This is a genomic window from Oceanicola sp. 502str15 (assembly GCF_024105635.1).
Classification (GTDB): domain Bacteria; phylum Pseudomonadota; class Alphaproteobacteria; order Rhodobacterales; family Rhodobacteraceae; genus Vannielia.
Genome location: NZ_WYDQ01000001.1, coordinates 1,892,390 through 1,910,407, shown reverse-complemented (window position 1 = coordinate 1,910,407; position 18,018 = coordinate 1,892,390). Strand labels below are relative to the sequence as shown.

The window sequence follows — 18,018 nt, the reverse complement described above, 5'->3', positions numbered from 1 at the left end:
GAGGAAGCGATGACACTCACGGCGGCACTTACGGCACTTGGGATATTCATCATCGGCGGCAGCGAGACTGCCTATTGGGACTGGCAGCTCACCCACCCCTACGACCTTGACATAGATGTGAAAGTGCTCGCGCTCGACAAGGATGACCACGACCGCGAGACGGTCATGGCACTGCGGTCGCGCGGGGTGAAACCGGTCTGCTACGTCTCGATCGGAAGCTGGGAAGAATACCGCGACGACAAGGACCGCTTTCCCGAGGAGGCGCTGGGCGAGCCGCTCGGGGAGTGGCCGGATGAGCGCTATGTCGACATCCGGAATGCCGGCGTTGTGCAGATCATGAAGGACCGGATCGCGGATTGCGCGGCGCGGGGCTTTCTGGCGGTCGAGATGGACAACATGGATGTGTATGAAAACACCTCCAGCTTCGAGCTGACGCGGGAGGATGCGCTGGGCTACATCCGCGAGCTGGCCATGTTCGCCAAGGCGCAAGGCCTTGAGGTCGCGCAGAAAAACACGCCGGAGCTGGTGCCGGACCTTGTGAACCAGATGGATTTCATCATGGTCGAGGAGTGCTTTGTCTACAACTTCTGTGACGACCTTCAGCCCTATATCGACGCCGGAAAGGACGTGCTCGCCATCGAATATGACGACGCGGGCCTCGATTGGGATGCGGTGTGTGAAGACAGCAAGGCGCGCGGCATCAAGCTGCTGCTGAAGAGCCATGAGATTACGGCAGGCGGGAAGTCCTGCAACTAAAACGGGGAGTTAGACCATGAGCACAGTTATCAAGGGCGGCACGATTGTAACCGCCGATCTGAGCTATCAGGCCGATGTTCTGGTCGAGGGCGGGCAGATCGTGGAGATCGGCAAGGACCTGAAGGGCGACGAGGTGCTGGACGCGGCGGGATGCATGGTGATGCCCGGCGGGATCGACCCGCACACCCACCTGGAGATGCCCTTCATGGGCACCTATTCGAGCGATGACTTCGAGAGCGGCACCCGCGCCGGGCTGGCCGGGGGCACGACGATGGTGGTTGATTTTGCCCTGCCGAACCCGGGCGAGAGCCTGCTGGATGCGCTGAAGCGGTGGGACAACAAGAGCACCCGGGCGAATTGCGATTACTCCTTCCACATGGCGGTGACATGGTGGGGGGAACAGGTCTTCAACGAGATGGAGACGGTCGTAAAAGAGCGTGGAATCAACACCTTCAAGCACTTCATGGCCTATAAGGGCGCGCTGATGGTGAATGATGACGAGATGTATTCGTCGTTCCAGCGGCTGGCCGAACTGGGCGCGACGGCGATGGTGCACGCCGAGAACGGCGATGTGGTGGCCGAGCTGACCGCCAAGCTGCTGGCCGAGGGCAACAACGGGCCGGAGGGCCATGCCTATTCGCGGCCCTCGCAGGTAGAAGGCGAGGCGACCAACCGGGCGATCATGATTGCCGACATGGCGGGCGTGCCGCTCTATGTGGTGCACACCTCCTGCGAGGAGGCGCATGAGGCGATCCGCCGGGCCAAACAGAACGGCAAGCGGGTTTGGGGCGAGCCGCTGATCCAGCATCTGACGCTGGACGAGAGCGAGTATTTCAACGCCGACTGGGACCATGCCGCGCGGCGGGTGATGTCGCCGCCCTTCCGCAACAAGAAGCACCAGGACAGCCTTTGGGCCGGGCTCCAGAGTGGCTCGCTCTCGGTCGTGGCGACCGATCACTGTGCCTTCACCACGGAGCAGAAACGCTACGGGGTGGGCGACTTCTCGAAGATCCCCAACGGGACCGGGGGCCTTGAGGACCGGATGCCGATGCTCTGGACCCATGGTGTGGAAACCGGGCGGCTGACGCCCAACGAGTTTGTTGCGGTCACTTCAACCAACATCGCCAAGATCCTGAATTGCTACCCGAAAAAGGGGGCGATCCTTGTGGGGGCTGATGCCGACATCGTGGTCTGGGACCCCAAGAAGGAAAAGACGATCACTGCGGGCTCTCAACAGTCCTCCATTGATTACAACGTTTTTGAGGGCCAGCACGTGAAGGGCTTGCCCCGGTTTACCCTGACGCGCGGCCATGTGGCGGTGCATGACGGCGAGATCCGCACCAAGGAAGGCCACGGGCAGTTTGTAGCACGAGAGCCTAACGCAACCGTTAACAAGGCGCTTTCGACCTGGAAGGGCCTGACGGCGCCGCGCCCCGTTGCGCGCAGCGGCATTCCGGCGACGGGGGTTTGATGGGCGCCGAAGTTGCTGAAGAAGCGAAAGAAAACGCGGTGAACGACACGGTCATCAACGCCCGGAACCTGGATCTTACCTTTCAGACGAATGACGGGCCGGTGCATGCGCTCAAGGATGTTTCGCTCGATATCGGGCGGGGCGACTTTGTGAGCTTCATCGGGCCCTCGGGCTGCGGGAAAACCACATTTCTGCGCTGTATCGCGGCGCTGGAGCAGCCCACCGGAGGCAGCCTCAGCGTGAACGGGATGACCCCGGAGCAGGCCCGGAAATCAAGGGCTTACGGCTATGTCTTCCAGGCGGCCGGGCTCTATCCGTGGCGCACCATCGCGGGCAATATCCGGCTGCCGTTGGAGATCATGGGATTTTCGAAGGCGGAGCAGGAGGAGCGCATCAACCGGGTGCTGCAACTCGTTGATCTGGAAGGCTTTGGCGGCAAGCACCCCTGGCAGCTTTCGGGCGGTATGCAGCAGCGGGCCTCGATTGCCCGCGCGCTGGCCTTCGATGCCGAAATTCTGCTTATGGATGAACCCTTTGGCGCGCTCGACGAGATCGTGCGCGACCATCTGAACGAGCAATTGCTGGCGCTCTGGGCGCGGACGGGCAAGACGATTGCATTCGTTACCCATTCGATACCCGAAGCGGTCTATCTCTCAACCAAGATTGTGGTGATGTCGCCGCGTCCGGGGCGGATCAGCGATGTGATCGAGAGCCCGCTTCCGAAGGAAAGACCCTTGGAAATCAGGGACTCACGCGAATTTATTGAAGTGGCGCACAGGGTGCGGGAAGGGCTGAGGGCGGGGCATTCCTATGACGATTAACCGCAAATGGGCAACAGGGCACAACCCGTACACAACCCGTACACACCCCGTGCAGACGTCAAATGACATGGAGCGCGTTAATTAATGCGCCGGGCGCTCCCAGTCCTCGCGGTTCTGGCCGTGCTCGTGGCGGTCTGGTACCTGGGCGCCTGGCGGATGAACACGCCCTGGGCGCTGGCACAGGCGGAGCGGGCAGACCAACAACTGAGCGCGGGTGAGCTCTTCACCGCCACCATGAGCCAGGACCGGCCCCGGCTTCCGGCCCCGCATCAGGTGGCGAGCGAGCTGTGGAAGACCACCGGCGACATGGTCCTGCGGGGTCGCGCGCTGAGCAAGCGGTCGCTGATCTACCACGGCATGGTCACGCTCGGCGCCACGCTCACCGGCTTTGCGCTGGGCGTCAGCCTTGGCATTCTGGGCGCGGTGGCCATCACCTACAGCCGGGTGGCGGAGATGAGCCTGATGCCATGGGCAATCGTCAGCCAGACGATCCCGATCGTGGCGCTGGCCCCGATGATTATCGTGCTTTCGAACGCGGTGGGGATCGAGGGGCGGGACGTGCCCAAGGCGATCATCTCGGCCTACCTGTGCTATTTCCCGGTGCTGGTGGGCATGGTGAAGGGGCTGAACTCGCCCAGCTCGCAACAGCTCGACCTGCTGAAGACCTACAACGCCAGCGGCGCGGCGAGCTTCTTCAAGCTGCGGCTTCCGGCGTCGATGCCCTACCTGTTCACCTCGCTGAAGGTGGCGATTGCGGCGGCGCTGGTGGGGACGATCATTGGCGAGTTGCCGACCGGCGCGGTCAACGGGCTTGGCGCGCGCATCCTGATCGGCGACCAGTTCGGCACGCCGCTGGCGATCTGGGCGGCGCTGTTCGCTGCCGCCATTCTTGCGGGCGTGCTGGTGACGGTGATTGGCAGTGTGCAAACCATCCTGCTGAAGCGGATGGGGATGGCCCGATGAGCGCGCTGCTGGCCGCCATTGCCTTCTGGCTTGCCGCATGGGCGTTGAACGCGGCGCTTGCCCGTTCGCGCTGGCGCAAGGCGCGGGTGGTGCGGATCGCGGTGCCGGTGATCTTTGGCCTCGCGGTGCTGGTGCTCTGGCAGGGGCTGGTGCGGGGGCTGAACGTGTCGCCGGTGATCCTGCCCGCCCCGACCGACATTGCGCAGACCTTTGCCGGCTCGACCCATGTGCTGTGGGAAGACTTCGTGCAGACCGTGCTGAAGGGCGCGCTGACCGGCTACGTGATCGGCAGCCTCGCCGCGGTTGCCACGGCGATCGTGATCGACCGCAGCGCCTTTCTGACCGCGGGCCTGCTGCCGATCGGCAATTTCGTGGCCGCCCTGCCGATTGTGGGGATCGCGCCGATCCTGGTGAGCTGGTTCGGCTTCGACTGGCAGAGCAAGGCGGCGGTGGTGGTGGTGATGGTGTTCTTTCCGGTGCTGGTGAACGTGGTGCAGGGCCTGAAGGAGACCGAGCCGATGCAGCGCGACCTGATGCGCACCTATGCGGCGGGCTACGGCCAGACCCTGCTGAAGCTGCGGCTACCCGCCGCCATGCCCTTCGTGTTCAACGGGCTGAAGATTGCCACCACGCTGGCGCTGATCGGGGCCATCGTGGCCGAATATTTCGGCTCGCCGGTGAAGGGCATGGGCTTTCGGATCTCGACCGGCGTGGGGCGGCTGGCGATTGATCTGGTCTGGGCCGAGATCGCCGTGGCGGCCCTTGTGGGCACCGCTTTTTATGGCATCGTGGCCATGATCGAGAAGTTCGTCACCTTCTGGCATCCGAGCCAGAGGGTTGGCTGATCGGGAGGATAACCGCGCCGGGGAGCGCATAACGAAGACCAACAAGGAGAGTGAAAATGAAGAAGTTCGTATTGAGCGCCGGGCTGGCGCTGGCGGCGGGGGCCGCTCAGGCGGCGGATGACGTGACGCTGCAGCTCAAGTGGGTCACCCAGGCGCAGTTTGCCGGCTACTACGTGGCCGCCGACAAGGGGTTTTATGAAGAGGAAGACCTGAACGTCACCATCAAGCCCGGCGGCCCCGACATTGCCCCCGAGCAGGTGATCGCGGGCGGCGGTGCCGACGTGATCGTGACATGGATGGCCGCCGGCCTTGCCGCACGCGAGCGCGGTGTGCCGCTGGTGAACATCGCCCAGCCGTTCAAGAGCGGTGGCTTGCAGCTGACCTGCCTGAAGGAGAGCGGCATTTCCGCGCCCGAGGACTTCAAGGGGCATACGCTGGGCGTCTGGTTCTTCGGCAATGAGTATCCGTTCTATGCGTGGATGGCCAAGCTGGGCCTGCCGACCGAGGGCGGCGAGGATGGCGTGGAAGTGCTGAAGCAGGCCTTCAACGTGGATCCGCTGCTGCAAAAGCAGGCCGATTGCATCTCGGTGATGACCTACAATGAATACGGCCAGGTGCTGGATGCCGGTATTTCCGAAGATGAGCTGGTCACGTTCAACTACCTCGAGCAGGGCGTGGGCATGATGGAAGACGGCCTCTACGTGATGGAGGAGAACCTGAGCGACGATGCCTTCAAGGAGAAGATGGTGCGCTTCGTGCGGGCCTCGATGAAGGGTTGGAAGTACGCCGAGGAGAACCCCGAGGAAGCCGCGCAGATCGTGGTCGACAACGATGAAACCGGCGCGCAGACCATCGAGCATCAGGAATACATGATGAGCGAAGTGGCCAAGCTGACGGCGGGCTCCAACGGCGCGCTCGACCCGGCGGATTACGAGCAGACGGTGGCCACGCTGCTTTCGGCCGTGTCGGAAGACAACCCGGCGATCACCAAGGAGCCGGAAGGCATGGCCTTCACGCTGGAGATCACCGACGAAGCGCTGAAGTAAGGCGTTTGATACGATGGGTGGGGGTCACCCACCCTGCGGGGCGCTCCGGTTGGGGCGCCCCTTTTGGTGCCGGGTCAGTCGGCGCTGTCGATGACCTGGAAGTCGCTGTCGGAGCCCATCTGGCGCTTGTTGTACCAGCACTGGTAATACTGCATGAGCGCGGTTTCGATGGCCTGACGGTCCGACGTGCTGCCCTCCCAGAGCGACCAGCGCAGCCAGAGGGTCTGGTCGGATTTCTCGTAGAGCCGGTGGTTGTGCATCCAGATCGCGCCGGAATGGCGGGTGGTGGATTTTTCGGGGTTCCGGTGGAGGTAGACGCCGACCCGCTCGCGGATGCCGCCCTTGCGGCCGGTTTCACCGATGTAGAGCACCTGGCCGACCTGAAGCGGGCCGGGGGTTTCGGTGAAGGCATAGAAGCCGGGGTGGTGGGTGATGAGCTGGCGGTCTGCGTTGAGCTCGGAGAGCCGGTGCGGCTTGAGCCATTCGATCTGGTCGAGCCAATCGGGGCGTGGCATGGCGATGTCCTTCGAGTTGAATGATTTGGTCCGAAATCTAATGCGGCGAGTGTAACAGAGGCGCGAAGACGGGCAATGGTCGGCTGCGGGGTGGCCTCGAAATGGAGGCCACGCGCCGATGGGGCCCCCGGGCAATGCCGGGGCGCCGGGGGCGGCATAGCTGCGCCGACCGGGCCGGGGGCCCGGGGCAGGGGGATGCGAGGGGGCTGCGCCGCCGGTGGGGCGGCGTCAGGCCTGGTGGTTCAGCGTGTTGGGCGCGGAGGTGGCGCCGTTCACGACGGTGAGGCCGGAGGCAAAGCTGGGCGCGGATCTTGCTGCCTTGGCCGTGCCTTGAGCGGAGGCGGGCGCGGCGCTTTGTGCAGGCTCGGGCGCTTCGGCGCGCGCATTTTCTGCGGCCTCCGCACTGGCCTCGGCGGCGCGCGCGGCCGTTTCGGCCTGCTTGGCCTCTGCGGCGGCGGCACGGGCGGAGTCTGCCTCGCTGGCGGCCTCGGTCGCCTCTTGCGATTTTTCGCGCGATTCCTCCTGTAGCCGCATGATCTCGGCGGTCATGGCGGTGGGAATGCGGGCATATTCCTTGAGCGGCGGGGGCGGGCGCCGTTCGCCATCGCTGCGCAGCGCCTCGTCGCGCTTGGTGTCGAGCGCGGGCTTGGCGGCGGCCTCTGCCTTTTCGGGCGGGCGGACATCGGTGGATTGCGGGGCCACCGAATTTTGCCGATGGCGTGCGGCAAGAAGTTGTGCCGGAAGGCTGGCGGCCTCGGACGCGTGGCCGGGTGAGTCAAGTCGGGCAATACTCATCGCATCATGCTCCTTTAGTTAACGGACCCCATGGCTTGCACGTTATCTTTATAGGAGTGCCCAGGGCGTTAACGCGGCCTGCAAAAATGCCTTGATGGTTAACGTCCTGCTCAGGTTCGGATCACGAATCCCCGCGCGATGTGGCGGCGCACGAAGACGATCATCAGCACGCCCGGCAGGAGGGAAAACACCGTCATCGCCATGACGAGGCCGATGTCGGTGCGGAAGGAGAACAGCGCGTTGATCGCCATGGTGATCGGCTTGCCCCCCGTGACGGTGAGGATGCGGGCAAAGACCACCTCGACCCATGAGAAGATGAAGCAGAAGAACATCGTCACCCCGATGCCCGGCGCGATGGCGGGGATCAGGCGGGTGACGAAGAAGCCCGGCAGCGACTGGCCGTCGAGAAAGGCGGTTTCGTCGAACTCGCGGGGGACGGCGGAGATGAAGCTTTCGAGAATCCAGATCGCGATGGGCAGGTTGAAGACGCAATGCACCAGCGCGATGCCCACCGGAGAGTTCACCAGCCCGAGCTGGGCGAAGAGGATGAAGATCGGCAGCGAGAGCACGACCGGGGGCGTGACGCGGAAGGCGAGGATGAAGAACAGCATGTGCCGGTCGCCGGTGAAGCGGTAGCGCGAGAAGGCATAGGCTGCGGGCAGGCCGGCGGCGAGGCAGAGGGCGACGTTGAGCGAGACGTAGAGAAAGCTGTTGCCGATGGAGGCGACGAGCGCCGGGGTCTCGAAGATGTGGCGGTAGTTGAGCAGGGTGAAGCTGCCGGGCTCCACCCCGTCGTGGGGCAGGGTGGCGGTGAAGGAGAGCACCACGCTCTGGACCAGCGGCAGGGCGATGAAGAGCAGCAGCGCGCCGAGCGCGAGGGTACGGGCGGCGCGGCTCATGCGGGGCGCCGCCGTGTGGTTTGCACGAAGGCCCAGACCACGGTGATGACGATGAGGAAGTAGGTCATCGCCCGCGCCGCCGCGGAGCCGTAGGAATAGGCGTTGATGTCTTCGCCGAGGTCGAGCGAGAGGAAGGTGGTGGCCCCCTGCGGCCCGCCTGCGTTGATGCGGAAGGCCTCGGTGTAGATCATGAAGCTGTCCACGAAGCGCAGCAGCAGCACGATGGCCAGCGCGCCCGCGATCTTGGGCAGCTCGATGTGGCGGAAGATGGCGGCGCGCGACGCCCCGTCGATCTCGGCGGCCTGATAGTAGGGCGCGGGGATGGCGGAGAGCCCGGCGTAGGACAGGATCACCACGAGGCCGAGCCAGTGCCATGTGTCCATGGTGAGGAGCAACGCCCATGTGTGGACCGTGGTGAACTTGTAGTCGAACCCGGCGGCGATGAGCGAGGGCCCGATCAGACCCTGAGGGCCGACAAGGGAGAGCCACATGCCGGGGATCATGTTCCACGGCACCACGAGGGGCAGGGCGAGGGCCATGAGGTAGAGCGTGGGGTGGCGGGTGGAGCGCAGCAGCAGCGCCACGGCGATGCCGAGCGGCACCTGTATGGAGAGCACGAGGGCCGAAAACAGGGTGGAGCGGGCGAGGGAGGCCCAGAAGCGCCCGGAGGTGATGATCTCTTCATACCATTCCAGCCCGATCCAGTAGCGGCTTTCGAGGGTGAAGATATCGTGGAAGGAATAATTGAGCACCGTGAGCAGCGGCAGCACCGCGACGAGGCCCATGATGGTGACGGCGGGCAGCAGGAGCAGCCAGGCGCGGTTGTTCAACGGGGTCATCGCGATTTGCATGCTCTCGACATGGGTTTACTTGGCCGGGCTTGGAAACGGGTGTCAAGCGGCCAAAGCGCCGAAAACACTGCAATTCTTTGCAAATTGTTAACCAATGCCCTATCTAACAGACCAAAGGTAAAGAAAAAAATTGGCAGGTTCCCGATGATCAGACACTTCCGCCTTGCATGGGACGGATTTCTGCGCCCGATGCTGCAGCGCCCCCGGCGTTTGCAGGTGGCGGCGCTTTGCTATCGTCGGGCGGGCGCGGAAAAGCAGGTTCTGCTGGTGACAAGCCGGGGCACCGGGCGCTGGATCATCCCCAAGGGCTGGCCGATGCGGGGCAAGGATTCTGCCGGGGCGGCGTTGCAGGAGGCCTGGGAAGAGGCCGGGGTGCGCAGCCGCAATGTGCCGAAGGCCGCCATTGGCAGCTATACCTATGAAAAGATGCAGGATGCCGGCGGCTGGGGCGTGCCGGTGGAAACGCTGGTCTACCCGGTGAAGGTGGAGGAGCTGGCCGAGGATTTTCCGGAGGCCAGCGAGCGACGCCGCAAGTGGGTGAGCCCGACCGAGGCGGCCAGCATGGTGCAGGAGCCGGAGTTGCAGGAGATCCTCCGCGGGCTCTGAGCGGGCTGCGCCCGGTTGACAAGGCTCGGATCGGCGGGGCAGGTGGACCGGCGCCAGTTGAAGGGGAGGGAGCCTGCCGTGGCAGAGACAGATTATGACGCGAGCCACATGGAAACGCTGGATCGCGACCTAGGACGCATCTCCAACCTCGAACATGCCACCGGTTACGTGGCGCGGCCGATGGTGGGCTATGGCGTGGCGCTCGTCTTCGTGGTGCTGGCCGGGCTCGGGGCCGCGCTTGTCTTCGGACAGACCACCAACAGCTTCATCGTCATAGTCGCCGCCGTCTTCGGGGCCTACATGGCGCTGAACATCGGCGCCAACGACGTGGCCAACAACATGGGCCCCGCGGTGGGCGCCAACGCGCTGACCATGAGCGGGGCCATCGCGATTGCCGCCGTCTTCGAGAGCGCGGGCGCGCTGATTGCGGGCGGCGACGTTGTGGGCACCATCGCAAAGGGGATCATTGCGCCCGAGAGCCTCGGGTCGGCCAATATCTTTGTCTGGGCGATGATGGCGGCGCTGCTGGCTTCGGCGCTCTGGGTGAACCTCGCCACGTGGATCGGCGCGCCGGTGTCGACCACCCACAGCGTTGTGGGCGGGGTGATGGGCGCGGGCATTGCCGCTGCCGGGTTTGCCGCCGTGAGCTGGGGCACCATGGGCGCGATTGCGGCGAGCTGGGTGATTTCGCCCGTGCTCGGGGGCGTGGTGGCTGCCGGGTTCCTGTGGTTCATCAAGTCCAACATCGTCTACGTCGACGACAAGATCGCCGCCGCCCGGCGCTGGGTGCCGGTGCTGGTGGGGATCATGGGCGGGGCCTTTGCCGTTTACCTCGCGCTGAAGGGGATCAAGAAACTCATCAAGATCGACCTTTTCACCGCGCTCGGCATCGGGCTGGCCGTGGGGGTGCTGATCTGGGTGGTGATGATCCCGGTGATCCGCCGCCAGTCGGAGGGGCTGGAAAACCGCAACCGCTCGCTGAAGGTGCTGTTCGGCATTCCGCTCATCGTCTCGGCGGCGCTGCTGAGTTTTGCCCATGGCGCGAACGACGTGGCCAATGCGGTTGGCCCGCTGGCCGCCATCGTGCAGGCGCTGGGCACCGGGGATTTCACCCATGAGGTGGCCATTCCCTACTGGGTCATGGTGATCGGGGCGCTGGGCATCAGCTTTGGCCTGTTTCTCTTCGGCCCCAAGCTGATCCGGATGGTGGGCAGCCAGATTACCAAGCTGAACCCGATGCGGGCCTATTGCGTGGCGCTCTCGGCGGCGATCACCGTGATCGTGGCAAGCTGGCTGGGGCTGCCGGTGTCGTCGACCCATATCGCAGTGGGCGGGGTCTTTGGCGTGGGGTTCTTCCGCGAGTGGGACTATGAGAGGCGGCTGAGAAAGGCGCGGGGCTCGCTGCCCGATCGCCCGGTGCATGGCGCGGAGGAGCGCCGCCGCCGCAAGCTGGTGCGGCGCTCGCATTTCATGACGATCGTGGCCGCGTGGATCATCACCGTCCCCGCCGCGGCCCTGCTTTCGGCGCTGCTGTTCTGGGGCATGGTGACGGTGGCGGGATAAGGAGAGAGAGACATGACGTTGCAGGTTTACCTTTCGGGTGAGATCCACACGGACTGGCGCGAAGAGATCATCGCGGGCTGCGAGGGGCTGGACGTGGCCTTCAGCGCGCCGGTCACCGACCATGATGCGAGCGACGATTGCGGCGTGGCGATCATGGGGGCGGAGGACAGCAAGTTCTGGCACGACCACAAGGGCGCCAAGCTGAACGCGATCCGCACGCGGCGCGGGATCGGGCAGGCCGATGTGGTGGTGGTGCGCTTCGGCGAGAAATACAAGCAGTGGAACGCGGCCTTCGACGCCGGGATGGCCGCCGCGCTGGGCAAGTCGCTGATCGTGCTGCACGGGCCCGAGCATCAGCATGCACTGAAGGAGGTGGATGCGGCGGCGCTGGCGGTGGCCGAGCGGCCCGCGCAGGTGGCGCAGATGCTGCGCTACGTGCTCGAAGGCAAGCTGCCGGGGTAGGGAGAGGCGAAAAGGGCGGCGCCTTCCGGCCCCGCCCCTGGTTTTCATCCGTCCGGTTGCGCCTTAGCCGCTGATGCTCTTGGCGGAGGCGAGGCCGGGTGCCTTGGAGGCCCCGCCCAGCTTTTCGCGCACGGCGGCTTCGATCTTTTCGCCGGTGTCGGCGTCGATGTTGCGCCAGTACTCGAAGGCGCGCTGGAGCACCTTTTCGCTGACCCCATCGCAGAGGTGGCCGGTGACGTTCTCGACCAGACGGCTGCGGGCCGCATCGTCCATCACCTCGCGCACGAGGGTGCCGGCCTGGCTCCAGTCGTCATCGTCCTCGCGCAGGGTATAGGCCTGGCGGACCATGTCGCCGTCGGAGTGCCAGAGCCCGGCCTCGTGCTCATGCGGCTGCGCTTCGGGGCCGCCGTAGGAGTTGGGGGCATAGACCGGGTCGGAGACGTTCTGGGTGCGGCCTGCGCCATCCTTGGAGTAGCTGTGGGCCGGGGATTGCGGCGCGTTCACCGGGATCTGCTTGTAGTTCACCCCGAGGCGGGCGCGGTGGGCGTCGGCGTAGGAAAAGCCGCGCGCCAGCAGCATCTTGTCGGGCGAGAGGCCGATGCCGGGCACCATGTTGTTGGGCTCGAAGGCGGCCTGCTCGATTTCGGTGTGAAAGTCGGTCGGGTTGCGGTCGAGCACCAGTTTGCCGACCTCGATCAGCGGGTAGTCGGCGTGCGGCCAGACCTTGGTGAGATCGAAGGGGTTGATCCGGTAGGTCTTGGCCTCCTCGTAGGGCATGATCTGCCACTTCAGGGTCCAGCTCGGGTGGTTGCCCTCGGCGATGGCGTCGAAGAGGTCGCGGCGGTGATAGTCGCCGTCCATGCCGGCCATCTTGTCGGCCTCGGCCTGGGTGAAATGCGCGTTGCCGTCGCCCTGATCGGTGTGCCAGTGGAACTTGACCCAGAACTTCTCGCCGTTGGCGTTCACCAGCGAGTAGGTGTGGGAGGAATAGCCGTTCATCTCGCGCCAGGTCTTGGGGATGCCGCGGTCGCCCATGAGATAGGTGACCTGGTGGGCGCTTTCGGGGGAGAGGGTCCAGAAGTCCCACTGCATGTCATGGTCGCGCAGCCCGTTGTCGGCGCGGCGTTTTTGCGAGCGGATGAAGTGCTGGAACTTCATCGGGTCGCGGATGAAGAAGATCGGGGTGTTGTTGCCGACCATGTCGAAGTTGCCTTCGTCGGTGTACATCTTGACCGAGAAGCCGCGCGGGTCGCGCCATGTGTCGGGGCTGCCGCGCTCGCCTGCCACGGTGGAGAAGCGCATCAGCACGTCGGTCTTGGTGGCGGGCTGGAAGACGCTGGCCTTGGTGTACTGCGTGACATCCTCGGTGACCTTGAAGTGGCCGAAGGCGCCCGAGCCCTTGGCGTGGGGCTGGCGCTCGGGGATGCGCTCGCGGTTGAAGTTGGCCATCTGTTCGAGGAGGTAATGGTCGTTCAGAAGGATCGGGCCGTCGGGCCCGACGGTGAGCGAGTGCTCGTCGCTCTGAACGCGAATTCCTGAATCGGTGGTTGTGTGGGGGACGTCTTTCTTGTCGGCCATGATCTGTCACTCCTGCATGTTCGCAGGATCAACCGATGGTGTCGCGGGAAGTTCCACCCTGTGGCCGGGGCGGGGCGGTGTTTGCAAGGGCGGGCGCGGCGGGTAGGCTTGAGCCGACGTGCTGGTTATTTGCAGGAGCGCCCGGTTTGGCCCGACTTCCTTCCGCCCTTTGCCACGTGGCGGCCGCGCTCGCCGCGCTGGCCTTTGCCTGGCAGGTCTCGCAGACGGCGCTTGTGACGACATCGGTGCAGTTCGTGGCGCCGCTGCTGCTGATCATCGCCGTGCACACACTCTGGCTGGCGCTCGGCGGCGGGCTGAGGCCGGGGTTTGCGCTGCGGGTGCTGGGGCGCAGCGCGGGCACGGCGGCGGGGATGGTGGCGGTGTTCGCGCTGGCCAGCCTTGTTGCCCCGATGCCTGCGGCGGCGGATGAGGGCGAAGTGGTGTTTGTGCTCAGCATTCTGGCCTGCCTCGTGGTGCTGCTGATGGTCGTCGCGGTGGCGGGCTTCGTGATCTACTTCGTCTTCCGCCTCATGCGGGGGCTGGTGCGGATGCTGGGGAAGGGGCCGGAGGACGGGCCGGGGAGCCGGTTGCACGACTTTGCCAGCCTCGGGGCGGCGGTGGCGGTGCTGGGGGCACTGAGCCTTGAAGGGTTGCCGGAGCTTTACGCCTTTCCAGAGGGCAACGAGGTGGTTGCCAGCCGGGTGATCGAGGCGGAGGCGGCGCAGGTTTGGGCGGCGATGGAAACCGCGACCTCGCCGGAGTTTCCGCTGCCCGCCGTGCTCGACATCTTCCCCCGCCCGGTGGCGGTGACGGTGGATGAGGGCACGGCGTTGGGGGCCAACCGGCAGGTGCGCTTCACCGGGCGGGAGGGCAGCGGGGTGCTTTCGCTGCGGGTGGTGGAGCGCACGCCGGAGCTGGCCCGCTTCGAGGTGCTGGGTGACACCAGCCCCTATGCCGGGTGGATGCGCTTTGAGGGCCTGCGCTACAGGGTGACGCCGATGGGAGATGCAACGCGGCTGGAGGTGGCGCTCAGGTTCGAGCGCAAGCTGGCGCCGCATTGGTTTTTTACCCCGGCGATGCGGGGCGCGGGGGCGCTGGCGATGGATGTGTTGGCGCGGGATGTGAAGCGGCGGGCGGAGTTTTAGGAAGGGCGCGTGGTGGGTTTCACCCACCCTACGGGGCTGGGGGCGAAATGGAAAAGGCCGGGCGTTTGGCCCGGCCTTTGATCTTGGCGCGACGGGTGGGGGGCGCCCAGCCTACTTGGCGCGGTTCTCGATGAGGTCGTCGACCACGGAGGGGTCGGCGAGGGTGGAGGTGTCACCCAGCGCGCCGGTGTCGTTCTCGGCGATTTTGCGCAGGATGCGGCGCATGATCTTGCCGGAGCGGGTTTTGGGCAGGCCGGGGGCCCATTGGATCACGTCGGGGGAGGCGATGGGGCCGATCTCGTTGCGGACCCAGGTGCGCAGCTCCTTCTTCAGATCTTCGGAGGGTTCTTCGCCGTTCATCAGGGTGACGTAGCAGTAGATGCCCTGGCCCTTGATCTCGTGGGGGTAGCCCACAACGGCGGCCTCGGCGACCTTGGCGTGGGCGACCAGCGCAGACTCGACCTCGGCGGTGCCCATGCGGTGGCCGGAGACGTTGATGACGTCATCGACCCGGCCGGTGATCCAGTAGTCGCCATCGGCGTCGCGGCGGCAGCCGTCGCCGGAGAAGTAGTAGCCCTTGTAGTCGGAGAAATAGGTTTTCTCGAAGCGGTCGTGATCGCCCCAGACGGTGCGCATCTGGCCGGGCCAGCTGTCTTTGATCGCTAGCACGCCCTCGGTGGCGGTCTCTTCGATCACCTCGCCGGTGGTGGGTTCGAGCACAACGGGCTGGACGCCGAAGAAGGGCTTCATCGCGGCGCCGGGCTTGGTGGCATGGGCGCCGGGCAGGGGGGTCATCATGTGGCCGCCGGTTTCGGTCTGCCACCATGTGTCGACGATCGGGGTTTTGCCGCCGCCGACGACCTCGTGATACCAGTTCCAGGCCTCGGGGTTGATCGGCTCGCCGACGGTGCCGAGCACCTTGAGCGAGGACAGATCGGAGCCTTCGACGTAGCTGTTGCCCTGGCCCATGAGCGCGCGCAGGGCGGTGGGGGCGGTGTAGAACTGGTTGACCTTCCACTTCTCGATCACCTCCCAGAACCGGGCCGGGGAGGGGTAGGTGGGCACGCCTTCGAACATCAGCGTGGTCGCGCCGTTCGCAAGCGGGCCGTAGACGATGTAGGTGTGGCCGGTGACCCAGCCGACATCGGCACCGCACCAGTAAATATCGCCCTCGTGGTAATCGAAGCTGACCTCATGGGTGAGGGAGGCGTAGGTGAGGTAGCCGCCGGAGGTGTGCACCACGCCCTTGGGTTTACCGGTGGAGCCGGAGGTGTAGAGGATGAACAGCGGGTCTTCGGCGTTCATCGGGCGCGGCGGGCAATCGGGGGCGACCTCTTCCATCATCGCCAGCACGTCGACATCGCGGTCCTGCACCCATGTGGTCTGGTCGCCGGTGTGCTTGACCACGAGGCAGCGCACCTTGTCGGAGCAGTGCAGCAGGGCGGCATCGGTGTTGGACTTCAGCGGCGTCCGGCGGCCGCCGCGCGGCGCGCTGTCGGAGGTGATGACGAGCTTGGCGTCGCAGTCGTTGATCCGGTTGGCCAGCGCGTCGGGCGAGAAGCCTGCGAACACGATGGAGTGGATCGCGCCAATGCGGGCACAGGCGAGCATGGCATAGGCCGCCTCGGGGATCATCGGGAGGTAGATCACCACGCGGTCGCCGCGCATCACGCCCTGGGAGAGCATGACGTTGGCCATGCGGCAGACCTTCTCGTGCAGCTCGCGGTAGGTGATTTCGCGCGCGGGGGTCTCGGGATCATCCGGCTCCCAGATGATCGCCACCTGGTCGGCGCGCTTTTCGAGGTGGCGGTCGATGCAGTTGGCGGAGACGTTGAGCACGCCGTCTTCATACCACTTGATCGACACGTCATCGGACTTGAAGGAGGTGTTCTTGATGGTTTCGGGGAAGGTGATCCAGTCGAGGCGCTTGGCCTGCTCGCGCCAGAAGCCCTCCGGGTCGTTCACCGAAGCCGCGTACATCTCGTCGTACTTGGCGGCATCGACATTGGCATTGGCCGCAAAGTCGGCGCTGGGCGGATAGGTCTTGGCTTCGGTCATAATGTCCTCCTCTGGGCCGGGGCATCTGATGCGCCGCGCGGTCCGGTCTTTCTCTGTGCAAAGTGGTAGGGGCGGCCCCGGAGAAGGGCCAGCCCCCGAAAGGTCGCACTCAGATGGCGAGATACTCGGCCCTGAGCTCGGCATTTTCCAGCACTTCTGCGGCGGTGCCGTCAAACACGATCTTGCCGGTGTCGAGGATCACGGCACGGTCGGCCAGTTCCAGCGCGCGCACGGCGTTCTGCTCGACGATGATCGTGGTGATGCCCTGCTCCTTGATGATGCGCAGGGTCTTCTCGATCTCGTCGACGATCACCGGGGCGAGGCCCTCGTAGGGCTCGTCGAGCAGGAGCACCTTGATGTCACGCGCCAGCGCACGGGCGATGGCGAGCATCTGCTGCTCGCCGCCCGAGAGCGTGACGCCCTCCTGCAGGCGGCGCTCGCCGAGGCGGGGGAACAGCTCGTAGAGCCGTTCGAGCGACCAGCCGATGGGCGGGGCGATCTGGGCCAGCTTGAGGTTTTCCTCGACGGTGAGGCCGGGGATGATGCGGCGGTCCTCGGGCACGAGGCCCATGCCGAGCTGGCTGGCCTCATGGGCCCGCTTGAGGTGCAGCGGCTCGTGGTCGAGCCAGATTTCGCCGCGTGTCACCTGCGGATCGTCGAGCCGGGCGATGGCGCGCAGGGTCGAGGTTTTGCCGGCGCCGTTGCGGCCCAGCAGCGCGAGGATCTCGCCCTCGTGCACGTTGAAGCTGATGCCCTGCACGATGTAGCTCTCGCCGTAATAGGCCTCGAGATCCCAGACCGAGAAGTAGGCGGGCGCGGTGGCGGCGTGGTTGGCGTTTTTGGAAAAGTCGGGTTTGACGTTCATGTCTGTCTCTCCTCCGGCCTCAGCCGTGGCCTCCGAGATAGGCTTCCTGCACCTTGGGGTGGCCCTTGATGTTTTCGGGCGTGTCCTCGACCAGCGGGGTGCCCTGGGCCAGCACGGTGATGCGCTCGGCGAGCGAGAACACCACGTGCATGTCGTGCTCGATGATGGCGATGGTGATATCGCGCTTTTCCTTGATCTCGCGCAGCAGGTCGATGGTGTTGTTGGTGTCGGCCCGCGCCATGCCCGCTGTCGGCTCGTCGAGCAGCAGCATCTTGGGTTCCTGCGCCAGACACATGGCCATTTCGAGCCGCCGCTTGTCGCCTCGCGAGAGGGAGGCGGCGCTCATGCCGGCCTTTTCGGCCATGTTCACGTCTTCCAGCATGGCCATGGCCTGATCGCGGATATCGCCCTGCGAGCCGACCGAGCCGATGGCGTTGAGCTTGAACACCCCGTCGCGCTTGGCGAAGCAGGGGATCATGGTGTTTTCGAAGACCGTGAGGTCGCCGAAGATCTCGGGGGTCTGGAACACCCGGGATATGCCCATCTGGTTGATCTCGTGGGGGCTGCGGCCCAGCACCGACTGGCCGTCGAAGCTGACCGAGCCAGAGTCGGGGATCAGCTTGCCGACGAGGCAGTTGAGCAGGGTGGACTTGCCCGCCCCGTTGGGGCCGATGATGGCGTGCACGGTGTTTTCCTGCACCGAGAGGTTCACGTCTCCCAGCGCCTGGAGCCCGCCGAAGCGCTTGTTGACGCCTTTGACTTCAAGAATTCCCATCTGT

General features: G+C 65.2%; 18 protein-coding genes. 10 read left to right on the top strand and 8 right to left on the bottom strand.

Annotation, left to right across the window (positions count from 1 at the left end; all coding sequences use genetic code 11):
• Window positions 1–9 precede the first annotated feature (9 nt).
• The 6 genes from GTH22_RS09235 to GTH22_RS09210 all read left to right on the top strand — a co-directional run bounded on the left by GTH22_RS09235 (window position 10) and on the right by GTH22_RS09210 (window position 5,902).
• Window positions 10–756 carry an endo alpha-1,4 polygalactosaminidase gene (locus GTH22_RS09235; protein WP_252944900.1) on the top strand — a complete coding sequence of 249 codons (747 nt, stop codon included), beginning with the start codon at window positions 10–12 and terminating at the stop codon, window positions 754–756.
• Window positions 757–772: 16 nt separating this feature from the next.
• A complete protein-coding gene (gene hydA / locus GTH22_RS09230) occupies window positions 773–2,227 on the top strand; it encodes a dihydropyrimidinase (protein ID WP_252944899.1) in 1,455 nt (484 codons plus the stop codon).
• Window positions 2,227–3,048, top strand: a complete 822-nt coding sequence (locus GTH22_RS09225; RefSeq protein ID WP_252944898.1) for an ABC transporter ATP-binding protein — start codon at window positions 2,227–2,229, stop codon at window positions 3,046–3,048. The genes hydA and GTH22_RS09225 overlap by 1 nt, the downstream gene beginning before the upstream one ends.
• Window positions 3,049–3,132: 84 nt before the next feature.
• Window positions 3,133–4,011 (top strand): ABC transporter permease, encoded by an 879-nt coding sequence (locus GTH22_RS09220; RefSeq protein ID WP_252944897.1) that lies wholly within the window; start codon window positions 3,133–3,135, stop codon window positions 4,009–4,011.
• Window positions 4,008–4,856, top strand: a complete 849-nt coding sequence (locus tag GTH22_RS09215; protein ID WP_252944896.1) for an ABC transporter permease — start codon at window positions 4,008–4,010, stop codon at window positions 4,854–4,856. The genes GTH22_RS09220 and GTH22_RS09215 overlap by 4 nt, the downstream gene beginning before the upstream one ends.
• A gap of 56 nt (window positions 4,857–4,912) precedes the next feature.
• Window positions 4,913–5,902, top strand: coding sequence for an ABC transporter substrate-binding protein (locus tag GTH22_RS09210; RefSeq protein WP_252944895.1), 990 nt, complete (start codon window positions 4,913–4,915; stop codon window positions 5,900–5,902).
• A 74-nt stretch (window positions 5,903–5,976) separates the two neighbouring features.
• Here GTH22_RS09210 and GTH22_RS09205 read toward each other — a convergent pair whose 3' ends face one another.
• From GTH22_RS09205 to GTH22_RS09190, 4 genes are all read right to left on the bottom strand, one after another.
• Complete coding sequence (locus tag GTH22_RS09205) at window positions 5,977–6,417, bottom strand: hypothetical protein (protein WP_252944894.1); 441 nt, start codon at window positions 6,415–6,417, stop codon at window positions 5,977–5,979.
• 228 nt (window positions 6,418–6,645) lie between these two features.
• A complete protein-coding gene (locus GTH22_RS09200; protein ID WP_252944893.1) occupies window positions 6,646–7,212 on the bottom strand; it encodes a hypothetical protein in 567 nt (188 codons plus the stop codon).
• A 110-nt stretch (window positions 7,213–7,322) separates the two neighbouring features.
• A complete protein-coding gene (locus GTH22_RS09195) occupies window positions 7,323–8,111 on the bottom strand; it encodes a carbohydrate ABC transporter permease (RefSeq protein ID WP_252944892.1) in 789 nt (262 codons plus the stop codon).
• Window positions 8,108–8,962, bottom strand: coding sequence for a carbohydrate ABC transporter permease (locus GTH22_RS09190; RefSeq protein WP_252944891.1), 855 nt, complete (start codon window positions 8,960–8,962; stop codon window positions 8,108–8,110). Before GTH22_RS09190 ends, GTH22_RS09195 begins: the two co-directional genes overlap by 4 nt.
• 189 nt (window positions 8,963–9,151) lie before the next feature.
• On the opposite strand from GTH22_RS09190, the gene GTH22_RS09185 reads away from it, so the two are divergent.
• The 3 genes from GTH22_RS09185 (at window position 9,152) to GTH22_RS09175 (ending at window position 11,593) form a co-directional block, all read left to right on the top strand.
• Entirely contained in the window at window positions 9,152–9,568 is a 417-nt protein-coding gene (locus GTH22_RS09185; protein ID WP_252944890.1) for an NUDIX hydrolase, read from the top strand.
• 108 nt (window positions 9,569–9,676) lie between these two features.
• Window positions 9,677–11,131: an inorganic phosphate transporter gene (locus tag GTH22_RS09180; RefSeq protein WP_256471705.1), complete on the top strand. Its 1,455-nt coding sequence runs from the start codon at window positions 9,677–9,679 to the stop codon at window positions 11,129–11,131.
• Between the two features lie 12 nt (window positions 11,132–11,143).
• Window positions 11,144–11,593 carry a YtoQ family protein gene (locus GTH22_RS09175; protein ID WP_252944888.1) on the top strand — a complete coding sequence of 150 codons (450 nt, stop codon included), beginning with the start codon at window positions 11,144–11,146 and terminating at the stop codon, window positions 11,591–11,593.
• A 63-nt stretch (window positions 11,594–11,656) separates the two neighbouring features.
• Here the strand turns inward: GTH22_RS09175 and GTH22_RS09170 are convergent, their stop codons facing one another.
• On the bottom strand, window positions 11,657–13,171 hold the full coding sequence (locus tag GTH22_RS09170; protein WP_252944887.1) for a catalase: 1,515 nt from the start codon (window positions 13,169–13,171) through the stop codon (window positions 11,657–11,659).
• A 146-nt stretch (window positions 13,172–13,317) separates the two neighbouring features.
• On the opposite strand from GTH22_RS09170, the gene GTH22_RS09165 reads away from it, so the two are divergent.
• Window positions 13,318–14,316: an SRPBCC family protein gene (locus GTH22_RS09165; RefSeq protein ID WP_252944886.1), complete on the top strand. Its 999-nt coding sequence runs from the start codon at window positions 13,318–13,320 to the stop codon at window positions 14,314–14,316.
• Window positions 14,317–14,427: 111 nt separating this feature from the next.
• Here the strand turns inward: GTH22_RS09165 and acs are convergent, their stop codons facing one another.
• From acs to GTH22_RS09150, 3 genes are all read right to left on the bottom strand, one after another.
• Window positions 14,428–16,374 carry an acetate--CoA ligase gene (gene acs, locus GTH22_RS09160; protein WP_252944885.1) on the bottom strand — a complete coding sequence of 649 codons (1,947 nt, stop codon included), beginning with the start codon at window positions 16,372–16,374 and terminating at the stop codon, window positions 14,428–14,430.
• Between the two features lie 109 nt (window positions 16,375–16,483).
• On the bottom strand, window positions 16,484–17,239 hold the full coding sequence (locus tag GTH22_RS09155) for an ABC transporter ATP-binding protein (protein ID WP_252944884.1): 756 nt from the start codon (window positions 17,237–17,239) through the stop codon (window positions 16,484–16,486).
• Window positions 17,240–17,258: 19 nt separating this feature from the next.
• Entirely contained in the window at window positions 17,259–18,014 is a 756-nt protein-coding gene (locus GTH22_RS09150) for an ABC transporter ATP-binding protein (protein ID WP_252944883.1), read from the bottom strand.
• Window positions 18,015–18,018 lie beyond the last annotated feature (4 nt).